Source organism: Arthrobacter sp. TmtSoilC77 (assembly GCF_059739415.1).
Window position 1 is genome coordinate 1743294 of sequence record NZ_AP046050.1, and the last position, 21638, is coordinate 1764931.

The following is a 21638-nucleotide window of genomic DNA, read 5'->3' on the forward strand; positions in this document are numbered from 1 at the left end:
CCCATGCGCCGCTTTACTCACTACTGGGGGTGTGGGATTTACTCATTGGGGGGTGGGCGTCGGCAGCGGAGGCAAGTCATCGTCATCGACCTCCAAACCCGGCAACGCCGCAAGCGTGGCACCCCAATCCAGGCTCCTGCGGACGGCGGCCAGCAGGCTGCTGGCAGCCCAGTCCCGGGTCTCTCCTGTTGAAAGCGCGATGAGGTCGCCAAATCCCTGCAGGGAGTCCGACTCCAAGGCCCCCAAGCCGGCAGCCGGGTCTTCAGCGAACTGTGCAGGCAGCCTGTATCCGGCCTCGCGGGTGGGGACGTCGCCACAATTACGGCGGGTCAGGGCTTCTGCTTGTTGAAGGAGCCGCTCGTGTACTGCAAGGTACTTGGCGGCTTGGGCAGTTGCGCCAGCGTCCAATCGCTTCAGCGCCACCTGGTAGACGTAAATGGCTTCCTGTTCGGAACGGACAGTCGCCGCAAGAGCGGCATCGGTAGTGGCAGCGGTTGCATCCGGGGTGGGGCTGACTGAAGGGCACTGGTGCGGAGCCGGTGTTGTTACGGCAGGTGTTGTGGCAGACGGGTTACCGCTCGACGTCGGCAACGGCACCGGCACCTGCCACGCAGCAGCCAGTTTTTCGCCCTGGAGAAGTTGGGCGGATCCGACGGCGGCCAGCAACCGGGCGGTCCCGCCGTCGGCCTCGCGTGCGTCGTCCAGCCGTTGCCGGCCGCTGGCGATCAGGCCGGCCACGACCGAGGCAGGCGTAGCTTCCGTGGCCGTGTCTTTTTTGTCGCTTGTCGTTGAAGCTGCGGGAGAAGGCGGAAGGAGGGCCCGGGACTGTGTTGTCAGCAATGTCACAGCATCGTCCAGGGCGGCCGTTTGGGAACCGGATCCTGCAGCTGCCATCAGTCCAGCAGCAGATTCCTGCAGCTTCCTGGTATCGGCGAAAGCGTCGGCGAGGGCAGATACGGAGAACGAAACTGTAGGAGGAGTCCCGGAATCCCGCGGTAGAAGGACGATTCCCGTGCCCGCAACGAGCAGCGCAACCACGGAAATGAGAAGGAGCCGGCCCCACGCTGGTGATCGTCGTTTTTCACTTGTCTGCTCGTCCACAACACACCATGGTGTCACGTGGACGGGCGGACAAGGGAAAAGCCGTGCACCATGTGCTGCCGAAAATCGTTAGGCTAGTAGTCACAACAACATCTATCGGGAGGCGGCGGGCAACGTGAGTGACTCGGAAGCCACGACTTCAACAGACCGTACTGAGTCGAATTCAACGGCCACCATCCACAACCCGGAAGAGCGCAGGCTAAAGGCACTGCTCGAACCGGCAGTCCTTGCCAACAGGCTCTACCTCGAGGATGTTTCCATCCACGTCGCCGGTTCACACCGCACGGTCCACGTCGTCGTGGATCTTCCGCAGGAGGAGACCGGGGGCGTCAGCCTTGACGCCATCGCAGATGTCTCGCGTGGGTTGTCCGATATTCTGGACAACGATCCCCACGACGACGGCCGTCCCTACGACCTCGAAGTTTCTTCGCCTGGAGTAGGCCGTCCTCTGACGGAACCGCGCCACTGGCACAGGGCGCGCGGCCGCATGGTCAGGGTCAACGTCATCCAGGGTGAGAACGTCCTTGGCCGGATTGCGTCAGTAGATGACGCCGGCGTGACCCTCATTCCGGAGCACGAGGTCAAGAAGGGCATGAAGCCCAAACAGGGCGACCCCATCACTATTCCTTTCGACAGGATCCGCCACGGAAAAGTCGAGATTGAATTCAGCCACCTCCACGAGGCCGGGCTGGCAGACGAACACAATGGACCTTCCGAGGAGGCCTAATGGATATTGACATGAGCGCACTGAGACTCCTGGAGCGTGAGCGTGAAATCCCGCTGGACCTCCTGATTCCCACCATCGAGCAAGCGCTCCTGGTGGCCTATCACAAGACGCCCGGTGCCTTCGAGAAGGCCCGCGCCGAGCTGGACCGCAAGAGCGGCCACGTGACCATCTGGGCAACGGAAATCGACGACGACGGCGAGGCGATCGGGGAGTTCGAGGACACCCCGGCCGGTTTTGGCCGCATCGCCGCAAGCACGGCACGCCAGATCATCCTGCAGCGTCTTCGTGACGTCGAGGACGATAACGTATTGGGCGAATTCAAGGGTCGCGAAGGCGAACTGGTCGCCGGCATGATCCAGCAGGGCAACAACCCGCACATGATCCAGGTAAACCTCGGATCGGTGGAGGCCCTGTTGCCGCCGCCGGAGCAGGTTCCTGGCGAAAAGTACATTCACGGCAGCAGGCTTCGTGCCTTCGTGGTGGATGTCCACCGTGGGGCGAAGGGCCCGTCCATTACGTTGTCGCGTTCGCACCCGGGCCTGGTCCGCAAGTTGTTCGAAATGGAAGTTCCGGAAATCGCGGATCGTTCCGTCGAGATCGTGGCACTCGCCAGGGAAGCCGGCCACCGCACCAAGATTGCCGTCAAGGCGAACACCCCGGGTGTCAACGCCAAGGGCGCCTGCATCGGCGAAATGGGCTCCCGGGTCCGTGCAGTCATGACTGAGCTCAACGACGAAAAGATCGACATCGTGGACTTCAGTGAGGATCCTGCGACCTTCATCGCCAACTCCTTGTCACCGTCCCGGGTGAATTCGGTCACTATTACGGACGAGGCAACGCGCTCGGCCCGGGTAGTTGTGCCGGACTACCAGCTCTCCTTGGCGATTGGCAAGGAAGGCCAGAACGCACGCCTCGCTGCGAAGCTGACCGGATGGCGGATCGATATCGTGTCCGACGCCGCCCCGGCCAAGACCGAATAGCGATCGTTCCGGCGGCTTGGCCGACGGAACCGCGCCGCGCTTACAGTGCGGCCGGTTTCGGCTGTCCGGGGCCGGGGGGCTAGAATAGATGGAACCGGGCTTACGTCCGGTATCCGCGCGCTTTGACGTGCCTTATCTGCATGTGCAGTGTCGGTCGTCAGCGCAAGTTTGCAGAGGCAGGTAAGGACACGTCGTGGCTGAACTGCTTGAACGCGGCCATGGCCCTGTTCGTACGTGCATCGGATGCCGGAAGCAAGGCTCCCGGTCCGAGCTTGTCCGGCTGGTCGCCCAAGGTAGTGGTTCGTCCACTGTCCTTGTCGATGTTCGACGCCGGATGGCCGGCAGGGGTGCGTGGCTGCATCCCAGCGAAAAGTGCTTGGCATTGGCAATCAAGCGGCGTGCTTTCGGAAGGGCCCTCGCGGGCGCTGCTGAAACAACCGCCGTCGAAAGCTACTTCATGTCAGGCGCGCCACTTGTGGAGGCTCCGGCCGCCACAGGAAAACCGTCCAAACCTGAAAGCGGGTCAGAAAACTGATGGAAACCCGATGAGTTCCCAGCGATGAGTGCGTAACGATGACAACTTTGTTGCGCTCTGCAATGGGCCTTTCAGTCGCGCTAGCGGCAGGGGCCCGCAGTAAGAAGTAGACGGTTCGTGCCTGGCTCGGTGCGGACCGAGACAGGAGAAATGTGGCCAAGGTCCGCGTACATGAGCTCGCCAAAGAGCTCGGTATTACTTCCAAAGATGCAGTAACAAAACTGCAGGAATTGGGCGAATTCGTTCGCTCCGCCTCTTCCACCATTGAGGCCCCCGTCGTGAAGAAGCTTCGCGACGCCTACCCCGGTGCAGGCGCTGCAAAGGCAGCTGCCCCCGCACCTGCAGCCGCCCCCAAGGCTCCGGCTGCTCCCGCAGCATCCCGTCCGGCAGCGCCGGCTCCGGGCCCCGCTGCACCCAAGGCTCCGGCTCCGGCAGCACCGGCCGCGGCGGCACCTGCCCCCGCAGCACCAGCTCCCGCGGCGCCTGCTCCGGCAGCGCCGTCGGCTCCCGTTGCATCCACGCCGTTTTCGGCAAAGCCCGGTGCCCGTCCTGCTCCCAAGGCAGAGACTCCGGCTCCGTCCCGCCAAGGCGGCCAGGCCCCGCGTCCCGGCGGTCCCCGTCCGGGCAACAACCCCTTCGCCACGTCCCAGGGCATGCCCCGCGGCCGTGGTGGCGACGGCGAACGTCCGCCGCGTCCGGGAAACAACCCGTTTGCAACCTCACAGGGCATGCCCCGTGCAGGTGGCCGCAATGATGGCGAACGCCCCGGTGGTCCCCGTCCCGCAGCAGGTGCGGGTGGTCCCCGTCCGGGTGCTCCGCGCCCCGGTGCACCCCGTCCCGGTGGTGCTCCGCGTCCGGCTGGTGGCCCCGGTGGAAACCGGCCTACTCCGGGCATGATGCCCAACCGCACTGAGCGTCCGGCTCCCGGTGGCGCAGGTCGTCCCGGTGGCGCAGGCCGTCCGGGTGGCGGACCGGGTCGTCCCGGTGGCGCACCAGGTGCAGGTACCGGTGGCGGCGCTCCCGCCGGCGGTGGCTTCGGCAAGGGTGGCCGCGGTCGCGGTGGTACCCAGGGTGCCTTCGGCAAGGGCGGCGCCGGTCGTGGCAAGCAGCGCAAGTCGAAGCGTGCAAAGCGCCAGGAACTGGAGCAGATGAGTGCTCCGTCGCTGGGCGGCGTATCCGTACCCCGCGGCGATGGCGAGACCATCATCCGTTTGCGCCGTGGTTCCTCCATCACGGACTTTGCAGAGAAGATCGATGCGAACCCCGCGTCGCTCGTGACCGTTCTCTTCCACCTCGGTGAGATGGCAACGGCTACGCAGTCCCTCGACGAAGACACCTTTGGATTGCTCGGCGCCGAACTTGGCTACAAGCTTCAGGTTGTTTCGCCGGAAGACGAAGAGCGCGAGCTGCTGGACCAGTTCGACATCAACATCCAGGACGAGCTTGACGCCGAAGGTGACGATGTCCTTGAGGCACGTCCGCCGGTTGTCACCGTCATGGGTCACGTTGACCACGGTAAGACCCGCCTGCTTGATGCCATCCGCAACTCCAATGTTGTGGCCGGCGAGCACGGTGGAATCACCCAGCACATCGGTGCTTACCAGATCAGCCACATCCACGAGGGCACGGCCCGCGACATCACGTTCATTGACACCCCCGGTCACGAGGCCTTCACGGCCATGCGTGCACGTGGTGCCAAGGTCACCGATATCGCGATCCTGGTTGTTGCAGCCGACGACGGCGTTATGCCGCAGACGGTTGAAGCACTCAACCACGCCCAGGCAGCCAACGTGCCGATCGTCGTCGCAGTGAACAAGATCGACAAGGAAGGCGCCAACCCTGACAAGGTCAAGGGTCAGCTCACCGAGTACGGCCTGGTTCCCGAGGAATACGGTGGCGACACCATGTTCGTTGAGGTTTCTGCCCGCCAGAACCTCAACATCGACGAACTGATCGACGCCGTCCTGCTGACGGCCGATGCCGCACTGGATCTGCGCGCCAACCCGGACAAGGACGCTCGAGGCATTGCCATCGAAGCGAACCTGGACAAGGGCCGCGGTTCCGTCGCCACCGTCCTGGTGCAGTCCGGTACCTTGGCCGTGGGTGACACGATCGTGGCCGGTACGGCCCACGGCCGCGTCCGTGCAATGTTCGACGAGAACGGCGAGGCCCTCGATGTCGCACTGCCGTCGCGTCCGGTCCAGGTCCTCGGCCTGTCCAACGTACCGCGTGCAGGTGACACCTTCCTGGTGACGCCGGACGAGCGTACGGCCCGCCAGATCGCCGAGAAGCGTGAAGCTGCCGACCGCAACGCCGCACTGGCCAAGCGTCGCAAGCGCATCAGCCTGGAAGACTTCGACCAAGCCGTTGCAGAAGGCAAGATCGACACCCTCAACCTCATCCTCAAGGGTGACGTCTCCGGTGCCGTGGAAGCCCTCGAAGATGCCTTGCTCAAGATCGATGTCGGAGACGACGACGTTCAGCTCCGTGTCATCCACCGCGGTGTGGGTGCCATCACGCAGAACGACGTCAACCTGGCAACGGTGGACAACGCCATCATCATCGGCTTCAACGTCAAGCCGGCTGAGCGCGTCGCTGAACTGGCTGACCGTGAAGGCGTGGACATGCGCTTCTACTCCGTCATCTACGCAGCAATCGATGACATCGAGATGGCCCTCAAGGGCATGCTCAAGCCGGAGTACGAAGAAGTCCAGCTCGGTACTGCGGAAGTCCGCGAAGTCTTCCGTTCCTCCAAGTTCGGAAACATCGCCGGTTCGATCGTCCGCACGGGCATCATCCGCCGTAACACCAAGGCACGCGTTAGCCGCGACGGCAAGGTCATCGGTGACAACCTCACCGTTGAGACGCTCAAGCGCTTCAAGGATGACGCAACCGAAGTCCGTACTGACTTCGAGTGTGGTATCGGTCTTGGCTCGTTCAACGACATCTCCGAAGGCGACATCATCGAGACCTTCGAGATGCGCGAAAAGCCGCGCGTCTAGGTTCCGCTTGGAGCGGGTCCGTCGGGTAGCCCCGGCGGACCCGTTCCGTACCGTTTCTACTTTCCAGGAGGAAGTCATGGCCGATCCGGCACGCGCTGCCAAGTTGGCGCAGCGGATAAAGGTCGTCGTCGCCGAGGCCCTCGGCCGCAGGGTCAAGGACCCGCGCGTCGAGTCCATCACGATCACCGACGCCCGCGTCACCAACGACCTTCAGCACGCCACCATCTACTACACCGTCTTTGGTGACGACATAGCCCACGCAGATGCCGCCAGGGCATTGGAGAAGGCCAAGGGTGTGCTCCGACAGGAAGTCGGCCGCAATATCACCGTACGGCTTACTCCCACCCTTGAGTTCGTTGCTGACCAGATTCCGGTCAACGCATCCAACCTTGAGGAGCTGCTCCGTGAAGCAAAGCGTCGCGACGCCGAGGTAGCCGCTTTGGCTGCCGGCGCCAAGCACGCAGGCGAGGCTGACCCCTACAAGGGCGAGGGCCCCGAAGAAATCGACGAAGACGACTTCGACGAAGAAGACATCGACCTCGCGGACGATGACGAACTCGACGAAGACGCCAACCGCTAGAAGTTTTCTTGTCGAAAGGCCGGTTCCTCATGAGGAACCGGCCTTTCTGCCGTCCATGCTCGCTAAGATCGGAGCATGTCGGCGCACAGTTCTCAGCAACGTGATGAATTCCTGAACCATGCGATTCGGCTCGCGGTGCAGAACGTCTCCGACGGCGGGGGGCCGTTTGGCGCTGTCGTCGTCACCCCGGATGGGCGAATCCATGAGGGGGTCAACCGGGTCACACGGGACAACGATCCCACCGCGCATGCGGAAGTGGTGGCCATTCGCCGGGCCGCAGCCGACATCGGCAACTTCGATCTCAACGGCTCAGTGCTCTATGCCAGCTGCGAGCCATGCCCGTTGTGCCTCTCGGCCACGCTCTGGGCCAGGATCGGCCGGGTGTACTTCGCCGCGGACAGGCACGGAGCCGCCCGGGCCGGCTTCGATGATGCGGTGTTCTATGAGTACTTTGCCGGCGGGAGGCCTGAGCTGCTTCCTGTAGAACACGCGCCGGTTGCCGCTTCCGAGACGCCTTTCGAGGCTTGGCGCAACAACGCGGAACGCACCGACTACTGACGCTCCCATCGCTGCGCCGGTTGCGGCGGGAGTACGTGGGCCCGGGCAGGAAGCCGATGCACGCCGTCGAGCAGTTCCTGCTGATCGCCGCACAGCGCAATCCGGATCCAGCCTTCGCCGATGGACCCAAATGCAGTGCCGGGCGCGAACGCAACTCCCGAATCGGCCAGGAACGCGTGGACCCAGGCCCGGACATCGCCGCCACTGACGTGGGAGACATCAGCCCACAGGTAGAAGGCTCCCTGCGCGCCAAGGAACGGAATGCCCTTGCCTTCCAGGACGACGGAGGCGGCATCACGGTTGCTCCTATAGTGGTTTCGCGCATCCGTCACGTAGTCCTGGGGGCCGGTCAACGCAGCCAAGGCGGCATACTGCGATGGCGAGGCAACGCAGGAAACGATCGCTTCCATGACATTGTTCATTTTCTTTTCCAAGCCCGGCGGGCAGATCAAGGCTCCGATCCGTAGGCCGGTGAGCCCGTACGTCTTGGACAGCGTCAGGGACGTGAAGACGCGCGACTCGCCGGGGATGTCGCTATCGAACCGGGCCGGGCTGACATGCGGGACGTCAAAGGTGAAGGCTTCATAGCACTCGTCCGAGAGGATCCAGAGATCGTGCCGGACGGCCAGTTCCACAAGTTGGCGGACGGCATCCTCGCTGATGACGGCCCCCAAGGGATTGGACGGCGAGTTCAGCACGAGAACGCGGGTCTGCGGCGTGATGAGGGCTTCAATGTCCGCAATGTCCGGCTGGAACCCGTTATGTGGGTACAGGGGATACCGGACGGGCACTGCGTTCAGGAGCCGGCTGGTCATGGCAAACGTGGGATAGCCGGGGTTGGGAATCAGGATTTCGTCGCCGGGGGAGAGGAGCAGGCTCATGGCGAAGTGCAGGCCCTGCTGCGCTCCGTCCACCACGTAGACCCGCTCGGCACCGATTTCCACGTGATGATGCTCACGGAACCTCTTGGCGAAGGCTTCGCGCAGCGCGGGGATACCTGCGTTTGGGGTGTAGTTGGTTTCGTCCCGCTCAAGGCATGCTATTCCGGCGTCGAGGACGTGCCGTGGGAGAGCAAAGCCTGGTTCGCCGATGCTCAGCACGATCGCTCCCGGGGTCCTCCAGGCGGCCTCGGTGATTTCACGGATCTGGTTCACGGGGACGTCGCGGACGTGCGCGGCAAGCTCAGGCATGGGAGCTATCCTAGCCACCCATATACTGGTAAGCGTGCTTTCTGGACTGGTAATCGTTGACAAACCGCAGGGATGGACCAGCCATGATGTGGTTGGCCGGATGCGGCGGCTGGCCGGCACCCGGAAAGTGGGGCATGCGGGCACGCTCGATCCCATGGCCACCGGAGTGCTGGTCCTTGGGATCAACAAGGCCACACGGCTCCTGACCTACATTGTGGGAACGTCCAAGACGTACACAGCTACCATCAGGCTCGGCGAGACCACCATCACCGATGACGCAGAAGGCGAAGTCACGGAGGCGCGCAGCGCAGTGGACATTACCGACGACGCCGTTGCCGCCGGCGTTGCCGCCCTCACCGGGCCCATCCAGCAGGTTCCCAGCAGCGTCAGCGCCATCAAGGTCAACGGCGAACGCTCCTACGCCCGTGTCCGCTCCGGCGAAGAGGTCAAGCTTGCGGCCCGGCCGGTAACCATCCACCGCTTCGACATCCACGCCATCAACAGGATCGACGGCGGAAGGGTGGTCGACGTCGACGTCACGGTCGAATGTTCCTCCGGTACGTACATCCGGGCCCTGGCCCGCGACCTCGGCAACGCCTTGGGCGTCGGTGGACACCTCACGGCCCTGCGCAGGACGCAGGTTGGCCCGTACTCCCTTGACCAGGCCCGGACGCTGGAGGAGCTCGCAGAAGAGCTCGAGGTTCTGGAGATGTCCCTGGCAGCACGCTCGCTGATGCCCAACCGGGAGCTCACCGAAGAAGAAACTACCGAGATCTCCTTCGGCCGGCGCATCGCCGCGGGGCCAGGAGCAGGAACGCCGGACGCCGCCACGGCCGAAAAGCCTGCCGCAGCGTTCGCGCCGTCGGGAGAGCTGGTAGCCCTGCTGGCCGATACCGGGAGCTTCGCGAAGCCTGTACTGGTCTTTGCCCCCGGAACCGGAACCGCCACGGTCGGCGAGGAAAAGTAGGCATGGACGGCTATTTCTACTCCATCCTTATTGTTGGTTTGGTATCCACGATCGCGTGCGTCGTGGCAGGTTTGATGAAGAAGGCCCCAAACGACGTCACCATCTTCTCCGTGCTGGCCGTAGAGCTGGCCCTGCTGGTCTACCTGGTTGGTTCGATTGTCCGGGTTGCCGTGGGTGAACGGATGGCCGGTGAAGCCTGGGAGTTCTGGGGATACCTGATCACAGCGTTGATGATCCCGTTGGGGGCCGTGTACTGGGCCATCCTTGAGCGGACCCGCTGGAGCAACTTCGTCCTGGCGGCGGTGGGCGTCACAGCGCTCGTCATGGCTGCCCGCATGAATCAGATCTGGTACTGACCTTGAAGGAAAAACGAAACATGACTGGAACCGAGACTGAGGCAAACCCCGGCCGGACACCCCAAAAAGACACACGGAACACCGGCCCTGGGCGCTTGCTGATCGCGGTCTATACCGTCTTCGCACTCTCAGCCACTGCCCGGGCCGGATATCAGATTGCCACCAAGTTTGCCGAAGCTCCGCTGGCGCATATCCTCTCTGCGTTCGCCGCCGTCGTCTATGTCGTAGCCACCATCTCGCTGGCAAAACCGGGCCGCACCTGGTTCAAAGTGTCGTTGGCCGCGGTACTTGTGGAACTGCTCGGCGTGCTGGTGGTTGGAGCCATAAGCCTCTTCGATCCTGTGGCTTTCCCGCATGACACTGTGTGGTCGCTGTTTGGACGCGGTTATGGTTTTGTCCCGCTCGTGCTGCCCGTCCTCGGACTCCTGTGGTTGAACAAGAGGCGGCCGTCCAAAGCGAATAGCCACAGCGGGTAACCTTAGAATGTTCCGGCGCCGGGAGGTTGCCGGGCGGAACGAATATCTGCAGTAAAAGGCGAGGTTGATGGTCCACATCTGGAACGATCCCACCGAAGTCCCCAGGGACTTCGGACCAACAGTCGTTACCATCGGGAACTTTGACGGCGTCCATCGTGGCCACCAGCATGTTCTCGCGCAACTGACGAACACCGCCAAGCGTCACCACATCCCGTCAGTGGCCGTGACCTTCGATCCCCACCCCGCCCAGGTCCACCGCCCGGAGTCGGCCCCGGAGCTGATCATGGGCCTCCAGGACAAACTGGACGCCCTGGGCGAAACAGGGGTGGACGCTGTCCTGGTCATGAAATACACGCTGGACCTCGCGTCCATGACGCCCATCGAGTTCGTCCGTCAGGTCCTCCTCGAGTCCCTTCACGCTGCGCACGTCGTGGTTGGCCACGATCTCCGCTTCGGCGCAGGGAATGTGGGAGACGTCGTCACCATGCAGGAACTCGGCGAGCAGTTGGGCTTTGGCGTCCAGGTTGTCAATGAGTATGGCGCAGGAGGCTTCCCGGTCCACGAAGACGGGGATACCGACCGCCGTTGCTCCTCCACCTGGGTGCGGGAAGCTTTGTCCGAAGGCGACGTCGTAACGGCAGCCGCCGTCCTGGGACGTCCCCACCGCATGCGCGGCGAGGTGGTACATGGAGCTGCCCGCGGGAGGAACCTCGGTTTTCCCACCGCCAACCTTTCGCATGATTCCACAGGGTACGTACCAGCCGACGGTATCTATGCAGGCTGGTTGATAGACCAGTCCGGAACGCGGTGGCCCGCCGCCATCTCTGTTGGCTCCAACCCCACGTTCGACGGTGTGAGCCGACAAGTGGAGGCCCACGTTATTGACCGTCCCGAGGAGAACGTGGAGGACTTTGACCTCTACGGCCAGACTGTGGCGGTCGAATTTACCCAGCGGCTCCGCGGAATGGTGGCATATCGCGGGCCCGAGGCCCTGGTGGAGCAGATGTGCCTGGATGTAGCCCAGGCACACGAGCTGCTGACCCGGCGCTAGCGGTATTTCGACAACAATGCTGACCTGCCGGTAAACTATTAGTGGATCCGGCTGCAGTCCGTGGCGGCTGGACCTGTTTTTGTGTGCGGAGACGCATCGGAAGCAACCCGTCAGCGAGGCGCTGCACCGGGAGGCACGGCACAACTCTAGGAGTTCACGTGGCACTTGACGCCGCTGTAAAGCAGTCCATCATCAAGGAATACGCAACCTCTGAAGGCGACACCGGTTCGCCCGAGGTCCAGGTTGCAGTCCTGACCCAGCGGATCAAGGATCTGACTGAGCACATGAAGGAGCACAAGCACGACTTCCACACCCAGCGCGGTCTGCTGGCCATGGTTGGTCGTCGCAAGCGCATGCTTTCCTACCTGAAGAACACTGACATCGCCCGCTACCGTTCGCTCATTGAGCGCCTCGGCCTGCGCCGCTAGTCTGCCTTTGGGGGCGGCCCGATCCCTCGCGGAACGGGCCGCCTTCTTCAAAAACAACTAAAAAAAGGAATCAACCGCATCGCGCATTCGCGGTCCTCGGTAGTGATTCCCGGGAAGAAATCGGCGACGATTTGCCCGTGGATCTCGATCGATGACCGGGTGTCGTACAGGCCAGGAATAAAGAAGAGGCCTGGGTTGATGCGGCGGACTTCCGCTAAATCAGAAACGGAGGTGACTCTCATGGAGGGTCCCGAAATCCAGTTCTCCGAAGCGATTATTGACAACGGCCGTTTTGGCAAGCGTGTCATCCGCTTTGAAACCGGCCGCCTTGCCAAGCAGGCTGCCGGCGCTTCGATGGTCTACATCGACGAAGACACCGCACTCCTCTCGGCAACCACCGCAGGCAAGCAGCCGCGCGAAGGCTTCGACTTCTTCCCGCTGACGGTTGACGTCGAAGAGCGTATGTATGCTGCCGGCCGTATCCCGGGCTCGTTCTTCCGCCGTGAAGGCCGCCCCTCCACGGAAGCCATCCTGGCTTGCCGCCTGATGGACCGCCCGCTGCGCCCGGCCTTCGTGAAGGGCCTGCGCAACGAGGTCCAGATCGTTGTGACCGTCCTGGCGATTAACCCGGACGAGCTCTACGACGTCGTGGCCATCAACGCGTCTTCCATGTCCACGCAGCTCTCCGGCCTCCCGTTCTCCGGCCCGATCGGTGGCGTCCGCGTTGCCCTCATCGCCGACGAACAGGGCTCACAGTGGGTTGCCTTCCCCAAGCACTCCCAGCTTGAGAACGCCGTGTTCAACATGGTTGTTGCCGGCCGCATCGCAGGCGACGACGTCGCCATCATGATGGTTGAAGCCGAAGCAACCGACAACTCCTGGAACCTCATCAAGGAACAGGGCGCAACTGCTCCCACCGAAGAAGTTGTTTCCGAGGGCCTCGAAGCCGCAAAGCCATTCATCAAGGCTCTCTGCGAAGCCCAGGCCGATCTTGCTGCCCGTGCAGCGAAGCCGACCGTCGAGTTCCCGGTCTTCCTGGACTACCAGGACGACGTCTACGCTGCCGTTGAGGCCGCTGCCGCTGACAAGCTGGCTGCTGTCTTCCAGATCGCTGACAAGCAGGACCGCGACAACGCCTCCGACGAGCTCAAGGATGAGGTCCTTGGCTCACTTGCCGGCCAGTTCGAAGGCCGCGAGAAGGAGCTGTCCGCAGCTTTCCGCTCGGTCACCAAGCACGTTGTGCGCCAGCGCATCCTCAAGGACCAGGTGCGCATCGACGGCCGTGGCCTGACGGATATCCGCCAGCTCACCGCAGAGGTCGAAGTTCTGCCCCGCGTTCACGGTTCGGCCATCTTCGAACGTGGCGAGACCCAGATCATGGGCGTCACCACGCTGAACATGCTCAAGATGGAGCAGCAGATCGACTCGTTGTCGCCGGTAACGCGCAAGCGCTACATGCACAACTACAACTTCCCGCCGTACTCCACCGGTGAAACCGGCCGCGTCGGTTCCCCGAAGCGCCGCGAAATCGGCCACGGTGCCCTCGCTGAGCGCGCCCTGGTACCGGTTCTGCCTACCCGTGAAGAGTTCCCTTACGCCATCCGCCAGGTATCCGAGGCCCTCGGTTCCAACGGTTCGACGTCCATGGGTTCGGTGTGTGCTTCGACGCTCTCGATGCTCAACGCAGGTGTCCCGCTGAAGGCAGCTGTTGCCGGTATCGCCATGGGCCTGGTTTCCGACCAGGTTGACGGTCAGACCCGCTACGCAGCCCTGACCGACATCCTCGGCGCCGAAGACGCCTTCGGCGACATGGACTTCAAGGTTGCCGGTACGTCCGAGTTCGTCACGGCCATCCAGCTGGACACCAAGCTCGACGGCATCCCCGCTTCCGTGCTGGCAGCAGCGCTGAAGCAGGCCCGCGAAGCCCGCCTCCACATTCTCGAGGTCATCAACGCAGCGATCGACACCCCGGATGAGCTCTCCGAGTTCGCCCCCCGCGTCATCGCCGTGAAGATCCCCGTAGACAAGATCGGCGAGGTCATTGGCCCCAAGGGCAAGATGATCAACCAGATCCAGGAAGACACGGGCGCGGACATCTCCATCGAAGATGACGGCACGGTCTACATTGGCGCCACCAACGGTCCGTCTGCTGATGCAGCACGTTCCGCCATCAACGCCATCGCCAACCCGCAGGTACCGGAAATCGGTGAGCGCTACTTGGGCACGGTCGTCAAGACCACCACGTTCGGCGCTTTCGTTTCCCTTACCCCGGGCAAGGACGGCCTGCTGCACATCTCCGAGCTCCGCAAGCTCGCCAACGGCAAGCGCGTGGACAACGTTGATGACGTCGTCTCGGTGGGCCAGAAGGTCCAGGTCGAGATCACCAAGATCGACGACCGCGGAAAGCTTTCCCTCTCCCCGGTTGTCGCCGAGGAAGAAGGCGCAGCCTCCGAGGAAGCTGCAGAAGAAGCCGAAGTTTCCGCAGAGTAGTCTGTAAGCAGTACCCGGAGGGGCCGGTGGGCTGAAAGGTCCACGGGCCCCTCTGGCTTTACCCGAAAGGTCTTAATGACTGTCGTACCCTTGCCGTTGGAGCAGACACTTCCCGGCGGCGACCTCATCCATGGTGCCGAGGGCGGTTCCGTCGTACGGCGTTCGGTCCTGCCCGGCGGCGTCCGCGTCCTCACCGAGGCAATGCCCGGGCAGCGTTCGGCCACCATCGGATTCTGGGTGGCAGTCGGTTCCCGCGACGAGGCCGATGGTCAGCACGGTTCTACGCACTTCCTGGAACATCTCCTGTTCAAGGGCACCAAGCGCCGTACCGCCTTGGAAATTGCTTCAGCCTTTGATGAGGTTGGTGGCGAGTCCAACGCTGCGACTGCCAAGGAGAGTACCTGTTACTTTGCCCGGGTCCTGGACACGGATCTGCCCATGGCCATCGATGTCATCGCTGACATGATCACCGGTGCTGTCCTGGATCCGGCGGAGCTGGAACAGGAACGGGACGTCATTCTTGAAGAAATCGCCATGGACAGCGATGACCCAACAGACGTAGCCCACGAAAAATTTGTTGCAGCCGTGCTCGGCAGCCACCCGCTCGCGCGTCCTATTGGCGGAACTCCGGACGCCATCAAGGCGGTTGCAAGGGACTCGGTCTGGGAGCACTACCAGCGCTACTACCGTCCGGAAGAACTGGTTATCACCGCGGCTGGCGGCTTGGACCATGACGTCGTCTGCGATCTCGTGCAGAAGGCGTTGGAAGCAGCAGGCTGGCAGCTGGATCCGGAAGCAGCTCCGGTAGATCGTCGGGCCACCAACCGAGCCGTGATCACCGGCACATCCGGCCTTCACGTGGTCAAGCGTCCCGTGGAGCAGGCAAACATCATTATGGGTTGCCCCACTATCGTGGCAACGGATGATCGCCGATTCGTCATGAGCGTGCTCAATGCCGTGCTCGGCGGGGGAATGTCCTCCAGACTTTTCCAGGAGATCCGTGAGAAGCGCGGCCTGGTCTACTCGACGTACTCTTTCACCGCCGCGTACGCCGATGCCGGCTATTTCGGCATGTATGCAGGGTGCACGCCGTCAAAAGTGCGCCAAGTGCTCGATCTTCTTGGTGTTGAGTTGGACAAGCTCGCCAAGGAGGGCATTACAGAGGAGGAACTCCGGAAGGCCGTGGGACAACTCAGCGGCGGCATTGTCCTCGCCCTCGAGGACACGGGCTCACGTATGTCCCGACTCGGCCGGGCGGAACTCGTATCCGGGGAGTTCCAGGATATTGACGAGACACTGGCCCGGATCAAGGCAGTCACTGTGGACGAAGTCCAGGAACTCGCCCGGGAACTTGCCGCAGCTCCCCGCACCATCACCGTCGTCGGGCCGTTTGAAGAAAGCGAGACCTTCGGTCTTTAGGACCCAGCGCATTCAGCTGGTCCTCCATCTCTGGACTCCCGCACTGTAAACAGGGCAGCATGATCACACGATCATGCTGCCCTGCTCACATTGGAGTCGTGATGGATGTGCCCCCAAAAGGACATGCCGCAGAACTGCTGAGGGACTTTATTGGACACTGGCGGGGGATCACCGAGATGGCACAGTCTCCATGGGGCGCAGCGCGGACCGCAGAGGCCGAAGCCGTTTTCACGCAAGCTGCGGGGGGCTACGCCGTTGTGCAGAGCTACCGACACCGCGAGCCGGATGGAACGCACTTCGAAGGGCACGGGATGTTCACAGTGGATCCGGCCCATGGGGATACGCTCTGGTATTACGTGGACAGCATGGGCCGGCCACCAAGTGCCCCGGTGCGCGGTACGTGGCATGCAGGGACGCTGACGATGGACCGGCGAACGCCGGAGGGCGTAGCCCGGCACGCGTTCCGTGTTGAAGATGGCGTCCTGGTGCACACCGCGGAACTGCGGCTCGAGGGCACGGCCGAGTTCACTCCTTTGCTCAAGAGCGTGTTCCGGAAAACCTGACGGCGGCATAAATCCGGGTTTGTTGCCTCTTCCCCTTAGCCGCCTGCGAACGGAGGAAGGACGTCGATAACATCCTCGGCGCCCAGGGGAGCAGAAGGGTCTCGAACCGCTACCTCATTCCTGAGGAAGCTGCTGCGGGCCACGATGCGGGCAAGCGTTGGTGTCCCCTCCGGAGGCAAAGGACGTTCGACGGCGAGGGCAGCTTCCAGCAAGGCCTCGAGGCTGGATCCTTCCGGGAGTGGATGGATTTCCTCTTCGACACCTGCAGCGGCGCGTGCGGCAGCGAAGTAACGTACAAGCAAGGGTTCAGCCTCCGATTGCGCTCATGCTGCGGTCCGGCTGCACGAAGTCCGGTGCGCCGAGGCCAGTGTGGTCCATGCCGTGGGCTTTGGGTTTGACCCACATGGCGTCCTGCCAACGCTGGGCAAGCTCCTCATCCGTTGCGCCTTCCCGAAGCAGTCCGAGGAGATCGAACTCCTCACGGGAGAACAGGCAGCTCATGATCTTGCCTTCAGCCGTAATGCGGGTGCGGCGGCAGTCTGAACAGAACGGTTCGGTGACCGATGCGATGATCCCGACTGTACCGAGGACCGCCCCTTCAGCTTCACCCGTTGCCTGGTTCCGGCGTCGTACTTCAAATCGTTCGGCAGGGGCGCCGTCGCGTTCCCGCGGGTCCGGACCGAGGACAAAGTCCTTTGACAGCAAATCCCGGATTTCAGCCGCAGTGATCATGTTGCGCCGGGTCCACCCGTGGTCGGCGTCCAGCGGCATCTGTTCGATGAAGCGAAGTTCGTAGCCACGGTCCAAGGCCCAGGCGAGGAGGTCAGGAGACTCGGCATCGTTGATGCCCCTCATCAGCACGGCATTCAACTTGACCGGACCAAGACCGGCAGCCCATGCGGCGTCCACGCCGGCGAGGACACGGTCCAGGAAAGGCCGGCGTGTGAGCTTGGTGAAGGTTTCCTCGTGGAGCGAATCCAGGGAGACGTTGATCCGCGTGAGTCCTGCGGCTTTGAGGGCGGCCGCTTTCTTGTCCAGGCCCACGCCATTGGTGGTCATCGAAATGGGAAGGTCAGGGTGCTCGTTCCGGATGCCTGCAATGACGTCAACCAGATCAGCCCGGACCAACGGCTCACCACCAGTGAGGCGCAGTTCCCGCACGCCCAGGGCGCCAACGCCTACACGCACAATGCGAATGATTTCGTCTTTGGTCATCACCGCCTGCTTGGAGAGCCATTCCAACCCTTCCGCAGGCATGCAGTACGTACACCGCAGATTGCACTTGTCTGTCAGGGAAAGGCGCATATCAGTCGCGCGCCGTCCATAGCGGTCCCACAAACCGGCGGGCGTGCCAGCTGGACGCGGCGGCGGAACCGGGCCGCCTGCAGCGCTGCCCAAAGGAGGCACAGGCATGCCAAGCTGAACACTCATGAATTCAGGCTACGCCACCGTGGGCTGAACAGTGATACCGGCTACATTTCGTTTCACTCAGCGGACATTGGTTCGGCTGATCCTGAAAACGTCGCGGCCATGTCCGGTGCCCTCGGCAGTTCTTACGGAATGCGTACATTCACCCGGAAGTGACCCGTATCCGATGCCGGGCAGCTTCGGCGTACCTATGCTGAAAGCGTGAGCATGCAATCGGCATCAACAGCGGCAGAGCCCGGCAATCGCCGCATCCTTCTCGTCGAAGACGAGCAGACCATCGCTGATGTCGTCCGCGACTATCTCCTGCAAGCCGGGTTCCAGGTGGACGTGGCCGGGGATGGGTTCTCGGCGCTCAGGCTCGCAGCAACCCGACAGCCGGACCTTGTGATTCTGGACCGCATGTTGCCGGGGCTGGACGGCGTGGAAGTGTGTCGCCGGCTCCGCCAGAGCATGAGCGTGCCGGTCATCATGGTTACGGCACTGGGAACCGAAGATGACCGCATCCTTGGTTTGGAGATGGGCGCGGACGATTACGTCACCAAGCCGTTCTCGCCGCGGGAGCTTGTCCTTCGCGTCAAGTCCGTCCTTCGCCGCAGCGTGAAGGAATTCTCCCCCGAACCACCTGTCGAATTGGCAGGCTTTGAATTGGATCCCGCATCCCGGACCGTCACGCACCGTGGAACGCCGCTGACTTTGACGGTGCGTGAGTTCGATCTCCTGGCCTTCATGCTGCGCAGGCCAAACCAGGTCTTCAGCCGGGAAGAACTCATCAAGGCAGTCTGGGGCTGGGACTTCGGCGATCTTTCCACTGTGACCGTCCATGTGCGGCGCCTCCGCGAGAAGATCGAAGTCAACCCCACCAAGCCTGAGCTCCTTAAGACGGTTTGGGGCGTTGGCTACAGGTTCGACGCCAAGGGGGATGGCCATGGAGGGCACTGAGCTTGCAACCATCCTTGCCTGGGTGCTCCTGTGGGCAGTGGTCATCGGTGCCATCACGCTTGTGCTGCTACGTGTCCTTCGCCGGGCTTCGGTGTTGGCCCAGATCTGCCTGGTTGTGGTGGCTACCGTGGCTGTCCTTGTGGCAGGCATGGTCAGTGCGTTCAATGCCATGTTCATTTCTGCCAGGGACCTTGAGGTCATGTGGTACATCCTGGCCATGGCTTCGGCAGTAGCAGTGGCCTTATCGCTCGTGCTGGGAGCCGGGGTATCCCGGAACGCGGCGCGCCTTGTGGCGGCGGCCAGGAGACTGGGCCGGGGCGAAACCCTGGACCAACCCACTAAAAACGGAAAGCGGACCGGACCTGCCATGACCTCGGAACTCGCTGAACTGGCACAGGAACTGGAGGCCAGCAGCCGTAACCTTGCGGAGTCGCGGGCCAGGGAAGCCGCCATTGAAACCGCGCGGCGCGAGCTCGTCTCGTGGATTTCACATGACCTCCGTACTCCACTTGCCAGCATGCGCGCCATGACCGAAGCCCTTGAGGACGGCATGGTGGCCGATATCCCGGAGTACTACCGGAAGATCATCGGGCAGACCGAACAAATGACTGCCATGGTCAACGACCTTCTGGAGTTGTCCAAGATCCAGGCTGGAAGCCTTCGCTTGCGCGCCGAGTCCCTGGACCTCTATGACCTTGTCAGTGATGCTCTGTCCGATCTGGCGCCGCTGGCCGCCCAACGCGGCATTACGCTCACCGGCGGAGGAGACCGCGAGTGCATGGCCGTGGCCGACGGACCCAGCATGGCCAGGGCGATCCGGAACGTGCTGCTCAACGCGATCATTTACAGCAGGCCGGACACGGACGTTCACACCAGCGTGGGGCGCGACAACGGAAACGCCGTGGTCGCAGTTCAGGACCACTGCGGGGGCATCCCGGAGGAGGACCTTCCCCACCTGTTCGAAACCGGCTGGCAGAAGGACCCTTCAAGGGGGAACCCGGCGGGATCGCAGGGAAGCTACAGCGGAGCAGGAATTGGATTGAGCATGGTGGCTGGCATTGTCAAGGCGCACGGGGGAGCGGTGAAGGTGGAAAACGTCGACGGCGGTTGTCGGTTTGCGCTGTCACTTCCGGCTGGTTCGCTTCCTTCTGGTTCCCTTCCGGCAGGATCTGTTCAAACAGGATCTGTTGTGGATCGCCAAGGAGGCGCAGCATGAGAAAGCCCGGATTCTGGGCTGCGGTTGCCGGTGTGGCGGCCGGGGGAGCAGGCATTGCGGCAGGCGAGCTGAGCGCGGGCTTCCTTAGCCCCCTCGTTTCGCCAGTGACGGCACTGGGCGGCGCCGTCATCGATTCCGTTCCTCCCGGAGTGAAGGACCTCGCCGTACAGCTCTTCGGGACGGCGGACAAGATCGTGCTGGTCGCTTCCATCCTGGTTGTGGCCGTGGTTCTGGCTGCCCTGGCCGGGATTCTGGAGCGCCGTCGAACCGGACTCGGACTTGTTCTGGCGGCCTTGGCCGGCGCGGCGGGCCTCAGCGCTGTCCTGACCCGGGCCCAAACAACACCGCAGGCCGCCATCGCACCCATCGTGGCCGCCGTCGTCACCATGCTGCTGCTCCGCACGCTGATTCGCCGCCTAGGCACGTGGGTCCCGCTACGTGAAGCGTCATCCGGCGTGGTGCCGTCAGATCCGGCCAGTGCCTCACCTCCGCCGGAACCTGCCCCTCTGGCACGGCGGAGCTTCCTGAACGCCGTGGCGGCCACATCGCTTGCGGCAGCCGTGGGTGGAGTGGTCACCAGTATCCTTACGCGGGCCACCACCGTGGCTTCCGGTTTCAGGGGCACTTTGACGCTGCCGGCTCCATCGACGGCGCAGCAGGCTATCCCTGCAGGGGCATCGCTGCCGCTGGAAGGGATCAGCCCCCTGGTGACACCGAACCCCGACTTCTACCGGATCGACACCGCTTTGACTGTGCCGGCCATCGATCCTCCACAGTGGAAACTGAAAGTGACCGGAATGGTGGATCGCGAGGTCGAGCTCGACTTCGCGACGCTCCTCACAAAGCCCATGACGGAGCGGCACATCACCATCGCGTGCGTGTCCAATGAAGTGGGCGGCGACCTCATCGGTAATGCCCTGTGGCTTGGCTGGCCTGTACGGGAACTCCTGGCCATGGCCGGTCCCAAACCAGGGGCAGACATGGTGCTTTCCACCAGCAACGATGGCTGGACGGCAAGTACGCCCCTCGAAGCGCTCACGGACGACCGCGACGCCCTCCTTGCCGTTGGCATGAACGGCGAGCCGCTGCCCCTGGAACACGGATTCCCGGTACGGATGATCGTGCCGGGACTCTACGGCTTCGTCTCGGCAACCAAATGGCTCACCGAACTCAAGGTCACCCGGTTTGCGGACGACACCGCTTACTGGACTCCCCGTGGCTGGAGCGATCACGGCCCCATCAAGACGCAGTCCCGCATCGATGTACCGCGTAGTGGGCGCACGGTCAAAGCAGGCAACGTGCAATTTGGCGGTGTGGCCTGGGCCCAGCATCGTGGGGTGGACCATGTGGAGCTCCGCATCAACCGTGGCCCCTGGCGACAGGTGATGCTTGCACCAGGGATATCCGCGGATACCTGGTACCAGTGGCAGCTGGGAGTTGACCTCTCACCCGGCGACTATGAAGTCCAAGTGCGTGCCACCGACTCTTCGGGCAAACCACAAACCGAAGACCGGACCCCCGTAGCTCCCGACGGCGCCACCGGCTACCACACCATCAACGTCAAGGTCACATAAGGCCCTACTCTGGGTACGTCCTGATAATCTCCGGACAGGAGCGTGACCACACAGGAGG

General features: G+C 63.0%; 23 protein-coding genes. 17 read left to right on the forward strand and 6 right to left on the reverse strand.

The genetic code is table 11. The features are described from left to right. Positions 1 to 42: 42 nt before the first annotated feature. Positions 43 to 1101 carry a DUF4439 domain-containing protein gene (locus tag AC6I99_RS08020; protein ID WP_497945460.1) on the reverse strand — a complete coding sequence of 353 codons (1059 nt, stop codon included), beginning with the start codon at positions 1099 to 1101 and terminating at the stop codon, positions 43 to 45. Between the two features lie 115 nt (positions 1102 to 1216). Between AC6I99_RS08020 and rimP the strand changes: the two genes are divergently transcribed. Then, complete coding sequence (rimP, locus tag AC6I99_RS08025) at positions 1217 to 1828, forward strand: ribosome maturation factor RimP (RefSeq protein ID WP_224092279.1); 612 nt, start codon at positions 1217 to 1219, stop codon at positions 1826 to 1828. Then, a complete protein-coding gene (gene nusA / locus AC6I99_RS08030; protein ID WP_224092281.1) occupies positions 1828 to 2808 on the forward strand; it encodes a transcription termination factor NusA in 981 nt (326 codons plus the stop codon). Before rimP ends, nusA begins: the two co-directional genes overlap by 1 nt. A 157-nt stretch (positions 2809 to 2965) precedes the next feature. Here the strand turns inward: nusA and AC6I99_RS08035 are convergent, their stop codons facing one another. Next, the gene (locus tag AC6I99_RS08035; RefSeq protein ID WP_309928041.1) at positions 2966 to 3169 is read right to left on the reverse strand and encodes a hypothetical protein; all 204 of its coding nucleotides are present in this window, start codon (positions 3167 to 3169) and stop codon (positions 2966 to 2968) included. Between AC6I99_RS08035 and AC6I99_RS08040 the strand changes: the two genes are divergently transcribed. The 4 genes from AC6I99_RS08040 (at position 3089) to AC6I99_RS08055 (ending at position 7483) form a co-directional block, all read left to right on the forward strand. After that, on the forward strand, positions 3089 to 3343 hold the full coding sequence (locus AC6I99_RS08040) for a YlxR family protein (protein ID WP_497947149.1): 255 nt from the start codon (positions 3089 to 3091) through the stop codon (positions 3341 to 3343). The genes AC6I99_RS08035 and AC6I99_RS08040 overlap by 81 nt on opposite strands. A 152-nt stretch (positions 3344 to 3495) precedes the next feature. Next, positions 3496 to 6345, forward strand: coding sequence for a translation initiation factor IF-2 (gene infB, locus AC6I99_RS08045; RefSeq protein ID WP_497960732.1), 2850 nt, complete (start codon positions 3496 to 3498; stop codon positions 6343 to 6345). A gap of 76 nt (positions 6346 to 6421) precedes the next feature. Next, complete coding sequence (rbfA, locus tag AC6I99_RS08050; protein WP_497945459.1) at positions 6422 to 6925, forward strand: 30S ribosome-binding factor RbfA; 504 nt, start codon at positions 6422 to 6424, stop codon at positions 6923 to 6925. A 75-nt stretch (positions 6926 to 7000) separates the two neighbouring features. Then, complete coding sequence (locus AC6I99_RS08055) at positions 7001 to 7483, forward strand: nucleoside deaminase (RefSeq protein ID WP_497945458.1); 483 nt, start codon at positions 7001 to 7003, stop codon at positions 7481 to 7483. Here AC6I99_RS08055 and AC6I99_RS08060 read toward each other — a convergent pair. Further along, the gene (locus AC6I99_RS08060) at positions 7477 to 8673 is read right to left on the reverse strand and encodes a pyridoxal phosphate-dependent aminotransferase (RefSeq protein WP_497945457.1); all 1197 of its coding nucleotides are present in this window, start codon (positions 8671 to 8673) and stop codon (positions 7477 to 7479) included. The two genes, AC6I99_RS08055 and AC6I99_RS08060, sit on opposite strands and share 7 nt — an antisense overlap. A 34-nt stretch (positions 8674 to 8707) precedes the next feature. Here AC6I99_RS08060 and truB point away from each other — a divergent pair, with 34 nt between their 5' ends. The 5 genes from truB to rpsO all read left to right on the forward strand — a co-directional run bounded on the left by truB (position 8708) and on the right by rpsO (position 11951). Then, positions 8708 to 9640, forward strand: coding sequence for a tRNA pseudouridine(55) synthase TruB (gene truB, locus AC6I99_RS08065; protein WP_224092291.1), 933 nt, complete (start codon positions 8708 to 8710; stop codon positions 9638 to 9640). 2 nt (positions 9641 to 9642) lie between these two features. Beyond that, a complete protein-coding gene (locus tag AC6I99_RS08070; protein WP_224092294.1) occupies positions 9643 to 9996 on the forward strand; it encodes a hypothetical protein in 354 nt (117 codons plus the stop codon). Positions 9997 to 10016: 20 nt separating this feature from the next. After that, the gene (locus AC6I99_RS08075) at positions 10017 to 10472 is read left to right on the forward strand and encodes a hypothetical protein (protein ID WP_497945456.1); all 456 of its coding nucleotides are present in this window, start codon (positions 10017 to 10019) and stop codon (positions 10470 to 10472) included. Positions 10473 to 10539: 67 nt separating this feature from the next. Continuing rightward, positions 10540 to 11523, forward strand: a complete 984-nt coding sequence (locus tag AC6I99_RS08080; protein ID WP_224092300.1) for a bifunctional riboflavin kinase/FAD synthetase — start codon at positions 10540 to 10542, stop codon at positions 11521 to 11523. Positions 11524 to 11681: 158 nt separating this feature from the next. Further along, positions 11682 to 11951 (forward strand): 30S ribosomal protein S15, encoded by a 270-nt coding sequence (rpsO, locus tag AC6I99_RS08085; RefSeq protein WP_144652206.1) that lies wholly within the window; start codon positions 11682 to 11684, stop codon positions 11949 to 11951. Positions 11952 to 11998: 47 nt separating this feature from the next. Here the strand turns inward: rpsO and AC6I99_RS08090 are convergent, their stop codons facing one another. Continuing rightward, the gene (locus AC6I99_RS08090) at positions 11999 to 12193 is read right to left on the reverse strand and encodes a hypothetical protein (RefSeq protein WP_224092302.1); all 195 of its coding nucleotides are present in this window, start codon (positions 12191 to 12193) and stop codon (positions 11999 to 12001) included. On the opposite strand from AC6I99_RS08090, the gene AC6I99_RS08095 reads away from it, so the two are divergent. The 3 genes from AC6I99_RS08095 to AC6I99_RS08105 all read left to right on the forward strand — a co-directional run bounded on the left by AC6I99_RS08095 (position 12192) and on the right by AC6I99_RS08105 (position 16423). Then, a complete protein-coding gene (locus AC6I99_RS08095; protein WP_224167498.1) occupies positions 12192 to 14441 on the forward strand; it encodes a polyribonucleotide nucleotidyltransferase in 2250 nt (749 codons plus the stop codon). The genes AC6I99_RS08090 and AC6I99_RS08095 overlap by 2 nt on opposite strands. A gap of 75 nt (positions 14442 to 14516) precedes the next feature. Next, entirely contained in the window at positions 14517 to 15860 is a 1344-nt protein-coding gene (locus AC6I99_RS08100) for a M16 family metallopeptidase (protein ID WP_224092304.1), read from the forward strand. A gap of 101 nt (positions 15861 to 15961) precedes the next feature. Continuing rightward, positions 15962 to 16423 carry a DUF1579 family protein gene (locus AC6I99_RS08105; RefSeq protein WP_497945454.1) on the forward strand — a complete coding sequence of 154 codons (462 nt, stop codon included), beginning with the start codon at positions 15962 to 15964 and terminating at the stop codon, positions 16421 to 16423. A gap of 35 nt (positions 16424 to 16458) precedes the next feature. Here the strand turns inward: AC6I99_RS08105 and AC6I99_RS08110 are convergent, their stop codons facing one another. Further along, positions 16459 to 16725, reverse strand: a complete 267-nt coding sequence (locus tag AC6I99_RS08110) for a MoaD/ThiS family protein (protein ID WP_224092308.1) — start codon at positions 16723 to 16725, stop codon at positions 16459 to 16461. Between the two features lie 4 nt (positions 16726 to 16729). Beyond that, positions 16730 to 17854, reverse strand: a complete 1125-nt coding sequence (gene moaA / locus AC6I99_RS08115; RefSeq protein WP_497945453.1) for a GTP 3',8-cyclase MoaA — start codon at positions 17852 to 17854, stop codon at positions 16730 to 16732. A 204-nt stretch (positions 17855 to 18058) separates the two neighbouring features. Here moaA and AC6I99_RS08120 point away from each other — a divergent pair, with 204 nt between their 5' ends. Genes AC6I99_RS08120 through AC6I99_RS08130 form a run of 3 tightly spaced genes read left to right on the forward strand, consistent with a single transcriptional unit; the run spans position 18059 to position 21580 of the window. Further along, positions 18059 to 18790 carry a response regulator transcription factor gene (locus tag AC6I99_RS08120; protein ID WP_224093930.1) on the forward strand — a complete coding sequence of 244 codons (732 nt, stop codon included), beginning with the start codon at positions 18059 to 18061 and terminating at the stop codon, positions 18788 to 18790. After that, positions 18777 to 20006 carry a sensor histidine kinase gene (locus tag AC6I99_RS08125; protein ID WP_497945452.1) on the forward strand — a complete coding sequence of 410 codons (1230 nt, stop codon included), beginning with the start codon at positions 18777 to 18779 and terminating at the stop codon, positions 20004 to 20006. Before AC6I99_RS08120 ends, AC6I99_RS08125 begins: the two co-directional genes overlap by 14 nt. Further along, positions 20003 to 21580, forward strand: a complete 1578-nt coding sequence (locus AC6I99_RS08130) for a molybdopterin-dependent oxidoreductase (RefSeq protein ID WP_497945451.1) — start codon at positions 20003 to 20005, stop codon at positions 21578 to 21580. Before AC6I99_RS08125 ends, AC6I99_RS08130 begins: the two co-directional genes overlap by 4 nt. Positions 21581 to 21638 lie beyond the last annotated feature (58 nt).